This is a genomic window from Pseudomonas sp. IPO3774, from assembly GCF_013386835.1.
GTDB lineage: Bacteria > Pseudomonadota > Gammaproteobacteria > Pseudomonadales > Pseudomonadaceae > Aquipseudomonas.
In genome coordinates, this window is record NZ_JACAQY010000085.1 from 1 (window position 1) to 301 (window position 301).

Annotated in this window: 2 tRNA genes; both read right to left on the reverse strand. The window is 49.8% G+C overall.

Annotated elements, in window-relative coordinates:
• Window positions 1-79: 79 nt before the first annotated feature.
• Window positions 80-155, reverse strand: a tRNA-Ala gene (locus HYE77_RS32380).
• 30 nt (window positions 156-185) lie between these two features.
• Window positions 186-262: transfer RNA gene (locus tag HYE77_RS32385), tRNA-Ile, on the reverse strand.
• Between the last annotated feature and the right edge of the window lie 39 nt (window positions 263-301).

A 301-nucleotide genomic window follows, 5' to 3' on the forward strand; every position in this document is an offset into this window, starting at 1 on the left:
TAATCAAAGACTAGAAATCAACATTCACCATCACAGTGATGGAATGCTCATTTCTAAGCTTTCAAGACAGAAGCAGTAGTGGTGGAGCCAAACGGGATCGAACCGTTGACCTCCTGCGTGCAAGGCAGGCGCTCTCCCAGCTGAGCTATGGCCCCGTATTTCTACAGGCGTTTCCCACACAAAATTGGTGGGTCTGGGCAGATTCGAACTGCCGACCTCACCCTTATCAGGGGTGCGCTCTAACCAACTGAGCTACAGACCCAATTTCGGGCTGCTTCTTTATCGTCTTCTTCAATGAATC